At 67.9% G+C, this 10,278-nt stretch carries 5 protein-coding genes and 2 pseudogenes; 2 read left to right on the top strand and 5 right to left on the bottom strand.

Annotation, left to right across the window (positions count from 1 at the left end):
• From AC2W7M_RS12650 to AC2W7M_RS12630, 5 genes are all read right to left on the bottom strand, one after another.
• Nucleotides 1-1,402, bottom strand: a 1,402-nt coding sequence (locus AC2W7M_RS12650; RefSeq protein ID WP_486132657.1) for a cysteine peptidase family C39 domain-containing protein, incomplete at its 3' end; no start/stop codon positions are given.
• Nucleotides 1,403-1,541: 139 nt separating this feature from the next.
• On the bottom strand, nucleotides 1,542-2,015 hold the full coding sequence (locus tag AC2W7M_RS12645) for a hypothetical protein (protein ID WP_486132656.1): 474 nt from the start codon (nucleotides 2,013-2,015) through the stop codon (nucleotides 1,542-1,544).
• 47 nt (nucleotides 2,016-2,062) lie between these two features.
• A complete protein-coding gene (locus AC2W7M_RS12640) occupies nucleotides 2,063-2,587 on the bottom strand; it encodes a hypothetical protein (RefSeq protein WP_486132655.1) in 525 nt (174 codons plus the stop codon).
• 30 nt (nucleotides 2,588-2,617) lie between these two features.
• The gene (locus tag AC2W7M_RS12635) at nucleotides 2,618-3,181 is read right to left on the bottom strand and encodes a hypothetical protein (protein WP_486132654.1); all 564 of its coding nucleotides are present in this window, start codon (nucleotides 3,179-3,181) and stop codon (nucleotides 2,618-2,620) included.
• Nucleotides 3,182-3,360: 179 nt separating this feature from the next.
• The gene (locus tag AC2W7M_RS12630) at nucleotides 3,361-5,436 is read right to left on the bottom strand and encodes a hypothetical protein (RefSeq protein WP_486132653.1); all 2,076 of its coding nucleotides are present in this window, start codon (nucleotides 5,434-5,436) and stop codon (nucleotides 3,361-3,363) included.
• Nucleotides 5,437-6,210: 774 nt separating this feature from the next.
• Here AC2W7M_RS12630 and recA point away from each other — a divergent pair.
• Nucleotides 6,211-7,295 (top strand): annotated as a pseudogene (recA, locus tag AC2W7M_RS12625) (recombinase RecA).
• 404 nt (nucleotides 7,296-7,699) lie between these two features.
• Nucleotides 7,700-10,278 (top strand): annotated as a pseudogene (gene alaS, locus AC2W7M_RS12620) (alanine--tRNA ligase); the annotation flags it as partial.

Below are 10,278 nucleotides of genomic sequence, written 5' to 3'. Positions count from 1 at the left end.
CTTCGGCGCCGTCTCCGCGTCCGGCTGATCCAGCGCGTCCCCCAGGCGGGCGAGCGCCCGCGCCGGACTGGCCGACCGCGGTGCCGACGCCGGTGAGCGCGCCGAGCGCGGTCGAAAACAGCGCCGAGAGCGCCAGGAAGCCGATCAGCGTGCCGATGGTCATGGGGGTGTGGATGATCAGCAGCGTCCCCACGCCGAGCACGGCGAGGGTGGTGAAGCGGCTGCCGAAATAGGGCAGGGCGGTCAGCAGGTGGGTGGTGCGGCCGCTGCGCTGCTCGGAATTGATCAGCCGCGCCTCGGCCTGGACCATGCGGTTGAACAGGATCTGCTCGCTGCCGGTGGCGCGCGCCTGCTCCAGCAAGGCGGCGCCCTGGACCCCGGCCGCATGCGCCTGGCCGGCGATCATCTGCAGGTGCAGCGCCTCGGTTTCCACCCGCCGCGTGACCTCGCGCAGGACCGCGAGCTCCACCAGCGCCAAGGCGACCACCACCGCGGTCAGCAGGGGATCGTAGAGCAGCATCACGCCGGCATAGCCCAGCATGGCGATGCCGCTGACAGCGGCCTGGGCCACCGGCCCCGAAACCGTGCCCGCCACCTGGGTCGCGAACTGGGTGCGGCTCGACACCTCCACCGGGCTGCGGCGCACGAAGAACTCAAAGGGCAGGTGGAACATGCGCCAGACATAGCGGGCGGAGACCACGGCATTGATCTTGGTGCGCAGCAGCAGCAGGCCGCGCAGATAGACGAAGCTGAGCGCGGCATTGAACAGGCCGACCGCGATGATGGCGGCGAGCAGCGGCAGCAGCCAGTCGCCGTGGCCCTGGACCAGATAGTCGTCGACGAAGACCTGGGTAAAACCCGGCACCAGCGCCCCGACCGCCACCAGGAGCGCGCTGGTGAGGATGATGGCGAAGAAGGCCGGCCACGACCCCTTCAGCTGCCCCAGCAGGCGTACGAGCGTGGGACGCGGCGGCCGCGTGCGCTGGAAGTCCGGCCCGGGCGCAAGGGCGAGGGTGATGCCGGTGAAGCTCGCGCCGAATTCCGCGCGGTTCAGAAGGCGCCGCCCGTTGGCGGGATCGTTGATCTGGAACTGGTGGCCCCGGACCGCCTCCAGCACGACGAAATGGTCGAAGTTCCAGAACAGGATCTGCGGAAAGGGGAGTTCGGCGAGGGTCTCGGGCTCGCGTTTGTAGGCCTTCGCGTCGAGGCCGCGCTCCCGGGCCGCGGCGAGGATGTCGGCGGCCGACGTGCCGTCGCGCGAGACGCCGCAGCTGTCGCGCACCTGATCGAGCGTCTCCCACCGGCCGAAGCCGGCGAGCACCATGGCGAGGCAGGCGGCACCGCACTCGGCCGCCTCCATCTGAAGCACCGTGGGAACCCTGTGCGGCCGGTGGACGCTCATGCGGTCCGCGCCTCGCGCGGGCGGCACGGGGTGGACGCATCGCCGGATGCCGTCAGGGGGAGCGTCGGCCGTGGGCGACTCCAGTCGCTGGCGCCGCACTCCACCGCGGCCGGACAAGGGGACGCGGCGGAAGCAGCCGTCATTTCGTGCCCGCCGCCAGCCGGCGCAGCGTCGCGAACGCGGCGGCGATCTGGTCCTCCACCGAAAGGCCCCGCGCCGCGGCGTCTTCCAGCGCCGCGTAGGCGGTCTTCAGCGCGTCGTCGCCATAGTCCGGTGGCTTGCCGCCGCCGCGCTCGATCACCTGCTTTTCGAGATCGATCACGGTGAGGAAGGCGACGAGGCGGCTCTTGCCGTGCGCGACGGCGTCGTTGAAGTAGCCGGCCGACAATTGCCGCTCCCCCGCCTTGTAGGCGGCGTCCATCTGCGCCTCGGTGGGGCTGGCCACCGATCCCAGCTCACGCGCGCCGAGGCGGCCGATCCAGTCCGCCTGGGACTGGGACCAGCCGCTCGCCAGGGCGCGCGCCGTGAACTTGGCCTCCATCCCCGTCATGCTCTCCATCTGGACCAACTCGATATGCGCAGGCTGCGGGGGCATCTCGAACAGGATCGGCACGGGTCTCTCCGAACGCTCGGGGCCCGCGGGCGCGGACCCCCGCCGTTTCACTGCTTGGTCTGCGGCTCCGGATCGGCACCGAGACGCCGCGCGATTTCCGCGAAGCCGGCGGCAATCTGCTGTTCGCTCGACAGCCCTTGCGCCGCCGCCGCCTCGACCACCTCGCAGGCGGCGATCAGCACCGGGTCCGGATAATCGGGCGGGGTATCGCCCCGGCGCTCGGCGATCTGGCGCTCAAGGTCGATCACCGTGAGGAAGGCGGTGATGCGGTTCTTGCCTTCGTTCAGGGCATTCTCGAAATAGCCCACCGTAAGCTTGCGGCGGGCGGTTGCGTAAGCATCGTTCAGCGCCTCGATCGTCGGCTTGCCGTCGACGATCTCCTGAAACAGGGTCTGCTTGGCGAGAATGTCGAGCCAATGCGCCTGCGAGTCCGACCAGCCCTCGGCCGCGGCGGCTTCGAGGATCTTCTGGCGGGACACGGCGTCGAGCTCGCGCAGGTTTTCAGTGAGGCGCGCAGCCTCTTCCGCATTTTGCGCGGCGATGCGTTCGGGGGACATGTCTGCTTCGCTCATATCTTCACCTTCTGTCCGGTGCGCGGCCGATCAGCTGAAAAAGCCCTTGGCGGATGCTGTAATCAGTTTATCATAGTTCCAGATCAAATTAAATGCCAAGCGCAGAGGATTTGTTTCTATAGTTGCCTTTTTTCCATCTGTTTTATAATCAAGTATGTCCAGTGTTGATTTTACGACTTCTTCGTTTGCCTTTTTATAGTCGCCAGTAACCTTGATGTCGAACGTTCCGCCAACGCCGGCATACCCCCCTATCTTCAATTTCACTTCCACCTTTCCATTCTCGATCTTCACCTCGGGTTCAAACGTGCCGCCAACCGTGCCGACCTTGATGTGCCCGCCGACCGTGACGCCGTTCCCGTCCTTGGACGTGACGCTACCTTCGAGGTCCGCACCCATGCCGATTCCGGCTTCCGCGCTGCCGCCCACTTTCGCCTTCAACGTTCCGGCTGACGGATCAAACGTGACTTCCGCGCCCGCTTTGGCCTCGGCCTTCGCCTGGATGAAGACGTCACCACCGATCTTGGCCGAACCCTCGCCGATCTTGACCTCGTGCGAGGTGCTCAGCGAACCTGTCAGCTCGGCATTCGCCGCCACATCTGCCTTCAGTCCGTCGAAACCCAGATGAAGGCCCGCCTTGACGCCGGCCTCGCCGTGCGAGGAGATCGACCTCTCCGACGTGTGCTCCAGCCCGAACAGCGTGTCGGTTTCGGAATGCTTGATTTCTCCATGCCCAATTAGGCGTGAGGAGGCCTCCCCATTTAGGGCCGACCCGGTCAGCGAGAAACCCGCCTTGTTCTCGAATTCCCCACTGGCATAGACCGAGTCCTTGACGATCCTCTTGTTGCCCGAAGAATCCGTGAACTCCTTGATCTCCTCGTAGCCGGCTTCCCCCTTGGGCGCCCAGACCGTGTTCTTGCCCTGGCCAAGCGAGGCGTCCCAGCTTCCCCGCCATGCTTCAGGGTGGTCTGGTGGAGCGTATTGACCGTGATCTTGACGCCGTCCAATTCGCGCGTCTCGCTCTCGACCCCGCCATGGGTGACGTCGGTGGTGGTCGTCTTGGAGTAGCTTCCGATCTCCTTGGCTTCGTTCTTGGCCGCCTCGGTAAAAGCCTGGTCAGCGGCATTGACGGCAAGGCCGGTAATCTTCTGACGGAGCTCCGCGTCCTTCTTGGCCTTGTCCTTGGCCGCGTCCTCCGCCTTCTTGTCGGCCTCGGCCTTGGCCTTGGCGGCCTGCGCCTCGCGCAGCGCTTTTTCGACTTGGGCGTTCACGTCGTGCCCGGAAGGCGCATCCCCCGTCGACTTGACGGGGTCGGCGGCCGGCTTCTCGGTGGCGGAGCCGGTGGGCGCCGAATTGGCGCGCGGGCGGGTCTCGTCGCCGGCATCGGAGCGCGCCTTCGCGAGCGCGTCGTCGGCCTTCTTGAGATCCGTCGTCTTGTCCTGGACCTTGTCGGCGACCTTCTTCGACAGATCGTCCTTGAGGGTGGCGAGCTGCTTCTGGCTTTCCTGTTGATCGAGGAGCGCTGCGTGATAGGCGTCCTGCGCCTTCTTGATCTCATGCGCCGGCTTGTCGGCCTGGATCGCGTTCTTGTAGCCGGCCTCGGCGTCCTTCACCGTCTGGGTGTTGATGGCGTGGATGTCCTGCGCCAGGCTCGCCAGCTTCTGCGCGTGCTGCACGGCGTCACCGCCGTCCTTGAGCACGCTCTGCTGCGCCTTGACCAACTGATCGAACGCGGTCTTCACGTTCTGCTCGGCCGTCTTCACGCCGTCCTGGGCCGCGGTCTGGCTGCGGCCCTCTTCGGTCTTCGCCAGCAGGTTCGCCAGATGGGCGTCCTGCGCCTTTGAGGCCGTCTCCGCTGCCGCCTTGTCGGCCGCCTTCTGCTGGTCCAGCGCGGTCGATTTCGTCGTCGTCTTCCAATCGTCCGACGAGTTCGCCAGGTCCTTTTCGGTGCTCTTGCCCGCGTAGGTCTTGCTGATCTCGACGCCGGGCTTCAGCTTGACGCCATGGATGTCGCGGAAGTCGGCGAGAATCTCCTTGATCTTGTCGGGGTCGAGGGTCGCAAGCGTCTCGGCCGCGGACCCGGATGTGTCACCGTCCGCCCGGGCGACCGACGCAGCGCCGGGCGCCGCGACCTTGATGCTGGAGGCGCCGGACTGGGCCTGGAAACCTGGGCTGATTTGCTCGACCGTGATCGCGCCCTTGTCCAGTTCCGGTCCCTGGCCGCCGGCCTTGGCACTGGAGCTGGACGAGGCCTCGGCGCTTGCGCTGGCCTTGATGCTGATTCCGGACCCTTCGGCCTGGGTCGTCGGCGCGGAGCCGGTCTTGGCCCCCTCGGCATGAGACGTGAACGAGGCGGCATCAATCTGGCCGGACTTCATGAGCGTGTCGCCGGCCAGCAGGACGGGCGACCCAACTCCGGGCGTCGCGACCTTGATGCCGGGGCCGGCCGAGACAGCCTGCAGACCGCCATCGACGCGCTCGATGGTGATCTTGCTCTTGACCGCTTCCGGTCCCTGGCCGCCGGCCTTGGCGCTGAAGCTTGCCGAGGACTCAGCGCTCGCACCCGCCTTATGGCTGGTGACGGATCCGTCGGCATGGGCCGTCGGCGCGGCAGTCTCGGACGCGCCGGCTTTCATCGCGCTGCCGGGCCCGTGGCTGCCGGGAGGAAGGAAGCCGTGATGCGCGACATCGACGAACCCGCCGGCTTCTGCCCCGGCGGTCAGCGCGGCGGCGCGCTCGCCATCCATGGGCTTTGCTTCTTCCGATCTCGTCCCGCCGACGATCGCCTTGAGGACCTCGTCCGACAGGGGCGCGTCGTCTGCGTCAGGCAAACCTTTGTCAGTGTTGCTCATGTGTCTCGCCTCGATGTCCGGACCGATCGGTTTGGCTCGGCAGGAGCGGCCGCAGCCGCCATTCCAAAAAATCGATTTAATTCAATGGGGATTTGAGATCCGCCAGGAACAGGGCCCGACGGCCGGACCGCCGAACCCGGGCGCTGCGTGGCGCTCCGGCGTCCCAGGGCACGCGGTGCGCGGCGCGGCAGGTTCGCGGCCATCACGGACGCACTTTCGCGCGTCGCATTCCGCCGGGACCCGACAGCAGGCCTGAACAACGGTGCCGCGGTCTTGGCGCGCAGGCCTTCGGTGGTTGTGATCACGGGTCTCCCGGTTTCCCCGCGCACGAGGATCGGCGCACGCCGCTTTGGCTGCCGGCGATCCTGGTGCGCATAACCGCATTGACGTACCTCTTCTGCACCGAGTTTTGCGCCAGATCAATCCCTGTTTTTCGAGCCGGCACATCGCCGACTAGCGCCAAGCTGTTGTTTGAAAACGGTTTCTTCAGCGAAATCAACGCCGGGCGGCCCCGTGGCGGCGCCTGGAGCGGGATCCGTTCCGATGCGGCCCATTCCGGGGCGGCCCTGATCGCAGGCGCCGGCCGCAGCGACTTGCCCGTCCGCCCACAGCCGCGGTCCGGCAGCGAGCCGCGACCATCGCCTCAAGGCTCGGCCCCGGTGAAGCATGACGATGATGCTCGATCCCCAAGACAGAACATATTGCGAACGGAGAACAAAGAGAGTACAACGGCGACGTTCTCGTTTTTCCTTGCGCCAGCCCCGGAGCGCGGCAATGACTCAGGCGACACTCCGACTCGTCGAAGGTTCCTCCATGGACAAGACCAAGGCGCTGGACGCCGCGCTTTCCCAGATCGAGCGCCATTTCGGCAAGGGCTCGATCATGCGGCTCGGCAAGGGCGGCAAGGCGCTCGAGATCGAGAGCATTCCCTCCGGCTCGCTCGGTCTCGACATTGCGCTCGGCATCGGCGGCCTGCCGAAGGGACGCGTGGTCGAGATTTTCGGCCCGAATCGTCGGGCAAGACCACGCTGGCGCTGCACACGGTGGCCGAGGCGCAGAAGAAGGGCGGCACCTGCGCCTTCATCGACGCCGAGCACGCGCTCGACCCGGTCTATGCGCGCAAGCTGGGCGTGAACCTCGATGAGCTCCTGATCTCCCAGCCTGACGCGGGCGAGCAGGCGCTGGAGATCGCCGACACGCTGGTGCGCTCGGGCGCCATCGACGTGCTGGTGGTGGATTCGGTCGCCGCCCTCACCCCGAAAGCCGAGCTCGAGGGCGAGATGGGCGAGAGCCAGCCCGGCATGCAGGCGCGCCTCATGAGCCAGGCGCTGCGCAAGCTCACCGGCTCGATCTCCAAGTCCAACACCATGGTGATCTTCATCAATCAGATCCGCATGAAGATCGGGGTGATGTACGGCTCGCCGGAGACCACGACCGGCGGCAACGCGCTCAAGTTCTACGCCTCCGTGCGCCTCGACATCCGCCGCATCGGCATGATCAAGGAGCGCGACGAGGTGGTGGGCAACCAGACCCGCGTGAAGGTGGTGAAGAACAAGCTCGCTCCGCCCTTCAAGCAGGTGGAGTTCGACATCATGTATGGCGAGGGCGTCTCGAAGACCGGCGAACTGCTCGATCTCGGCGTCAAGGCGGGCGTGGTGGAGAAGTCCGGCGCCTGGTTTTCCTATGACAGCCAGCGCCTCGGGCAGGGACGCGAGAACGCCAAGACCTTCCTGCGGCAGAACGTGGAGGTGGCGGGGCGCATCGAGGCGGCGATCCGCCAGAATGCGGGCCTGATCGCCGAAAAGATCCTGGCGGGCGACCCCGAGGCCGATGCCGAGGGCACCGAGGCCGACGCCTGAACCTGACTCCCCGGCGGGGTTCCGGCCGAGGGGCGTGCTCCGCCGGTCCGCCTTTCGGATGCGCCTGTCGAATCCGGATCGCGGGCGCATGCGCATGCGCTCCCGCTGCCCAGATCCCCGCTTCTCGTGTCCCCCGCTTCCCCCGTTCCTCCTTCCCGCGCGCCGGCTACGCCCGCCGCCGCTGCAGGTGCCGCGCGGCTGTGCCCTCCCGCCGGGGACCGGAGGGGTCCCCAACGCGCGGGTTCCTGGACAAGAGCAGGCCCCGCCGTTAAACGAACCCGGTTCCGGTCGGTATCCGCGCAGGGTCCGACGGAGCCGCGAAGCGTCCGTTTCGGTGCGCGCTCGCGCGGAGACCACCACCGCCGGACGCACCCGCGCCGGCCCTGAGGGATGATGGCCGGCACATGAGCGGCGTGAACGAGATCCGGTCGACCTTCATCGACTACTTCGTCAAGCAGGGGCACGAGGCGGTCGCCTCCTCGCCGCTCGTCCCGCACAATGACCCCACCCTCATGTTCACCAATGCGGGGATGGTGCAGTTCAAGAACGTCTTCACCGGAGTGGAGAAGCGGCCCTATGCGCGCGCCGTGACGTCGCAGAAATGCGTGCGCGCCGGCGGCAAGCACAACGACCTCGACAATGTGGGCTACACCGCGCGGCACCACACCTTCTTCGAGATGCTCGGCAACTTCTCGTTCGGCGACTATTTCAAGGACCGCGCCATCGAGCTGGCCTGGAACCTCGTCACCCGCGAGTTCGAGCTGCCGAAGGACCGCCTGCTGGTCACCGTCTACAGCGAGGACGACGAGGCGCACCGCCTGTGGAAGTCCATCGCCGGCCTGCCGGACGAGAAGATCATCCGCATCCCCACCTCGGACAATTTCTGGTCCATGGGCGACACCGGGCCGTGCGGGCCGTGCTCGGAGATTTTCTTCGACCACGGGCCGCACATCGCCGGCGGTCCGCCCGGATCGCCGGATGCGGACGGCGACCGCTTCATCGAGATCTGGAACCTCGTGTTCATGCAGTACGAGCAGCTCGCCGGCGGCGAGCGGGTCGGCCTGCCGCGGCCCTCCATCGACACCGGCATGGGGCTGGAGCGCATCTCCGCCGTGCTCCAGGGCACGCATGACAATTACGAGACCGACCTCATGCGGGCGATCATCGCCGAGGTCGCCGAACTGACGGAAGTGGACGCGAACGGCCCGCAGAAGGCAAGCCACCGGGTGATCGCCGATCATCTGCGCGCCGCGGTCTTCCTGACCGCCGACGGCGTGCTGCCTTCCAACGAGGGGCGCGGCTACGTGCTCCGGCGCATCATGCGGCGCGCCATGCGCCACGCCCAGCTGCTCGGCGCCAAGGAGCCGCTGATGCACCGCCTCGTGCCGATCCTGGTGCGCGAGATGGGCCGCGCCTATCCGGAGATCGTGCGCGCCGAGCCGCTCGCCGAAGAGACCCTGCTGCTGGAGGAGACCCGCTTCCGGCGCACGCTGGAGCGCGGCCTCGCCATCCTGGAGGAGGAGACCGCGCACCTGACCGCCGGCGGCCGCTTCCCGGGCGAGGTGGCGTTCAAGCTCTACGACACCTACGGCTTTCCGCTCGACCTAACCCAGGACGCGCTGCGCGCCCGCGACATCTCGGTCGATCTTGCCGCCTTCGACGCCGCCATGGCGCGCCAGAAGGCGGAGGCACGCGCCAACTGGGCCGGGTCCGGCGAGGCGGCCACCGACACGGTCTGGTTCGCGCTGCGCGACGAGGTGGGGGCCACCGAGTTCCTCGGCTACGAGACCGAGAAGGCCGAAGGCGTGGTGCGGGCCATCGTGCGCGAGGGCGCGCCGGTGGAGCGGCTTTCCGCCGGCGAGCGCGGCCTCGTCATCCTCAATCAGACGCCGTTCTACGGGGAATCGGGCGGCCAGGTGGGCGATGTCGGCCAGCTTTCGGGGGAGGGCGGCCTTGCCGCCACCGTCCACGGCACCCAGAAGAAGCTCGGCGACCTCATCATCCACGACGTCAGCGTCGCGGCGGGCACGCTCGCGCTCGGCACGCCGGTGGCGCTGGAGGTGGACCATGCGCGCCGCTCCGCGGTGCGCGCCAACCATTCCGCCACCCACCTCCTGCACGAGGCGCTGCGGCGGGTGCTAGGCGACCACGTGGCGCAGAAGGGCTCGCTGGTGGCGCCCGACCGCCTGCGCTTCGACTTCTCCCACCCCAAGCCCCTCACCGAGGAGGAGCGCGCCGAGGTGGAGGACATCGCCAACCGCTTCGTGCTGCGCAACGAGCCGGTGGAGACCCGCATCCTGGCGGTGGACGATGCCATCAAGTCCGGCGCCCGCGCGCTGTTCGGCGAGAAGTATGGCGAGGAGGTGCGCGTCGTCTCCATGGGCACCGACGAGGCAATGGCGCGCCATATTCGGTGGAGCTGTGCGGCGGCACCCATGTGAAGCGCACCGGCGACATCGGTCTCATCACCGTGGTCGGCGAAGGGGCCGTGGCCTCGGGCGTGCGCCGCATCGAGGCGATGACCGGGACGGCCGCGCGCCGCTTCCTCAACGGCGCCAACACGGCCCTCCAGGCCGCCGCCGCCACCCTCAAGGCGCCGGTCGCCGAAGTGGAGGCGCGCCTGACGGTCCTGGTGGAGGAGCGCCGCAAGCTCGAGCGCGATCTCGCGGATGCCCGCAAGAAGCTCGCCATGGGCGGCGGCGCGGGCGGCGGCGACGAGGTGCGCGCGGTGGGCGACGTGAAGCTCATGGCGCGCGCGGTCTCCGGCATCGAGATCAAGGATCTCAAGGCCCTGGTCGACGAGGGCAAGAAGCGCATCGGCTCCGGCGTGGTCGCCATCGTCGGCGTCACCGAGGACGGCAAAGCCGGCATCGTCGTCGGCGTCACGCCCGACCTGACCGGCCGCGTCGATGCGGTGGCCCTGGTGCGGCTCGGCGCCGAGGCGCTGGGGGGCAAGGGCGGCGGCGGCCGGCCGGACATGGCC

Source organism: Xanthobacter sp. BG11Y11_SDJG, from assembly GCF_057364445.1.
Note: the sequence above shows the minus strand (reverse complement) of the source record. Positions and strands in the feature narration are given on the sequence as shown.

Excerpts from the sequence above, each read along its gene's own strand:
- AC2W7M_RS12640 (WP_486132655.1), bottom strand. The coding sequence starts at position 2,587 with ATGAGCGAAGCAGACATGTCCCCCGAACGCATCGCCGCGCAAAATGCG.
- AC2W7M_RS12630 (WP_486132653.1), bottom strand. The coding sequence starts at position 5,436 with ATGAGCAACACTGACAAAGGTTTGCCTGACGCAGACGACGCGCCCCTG.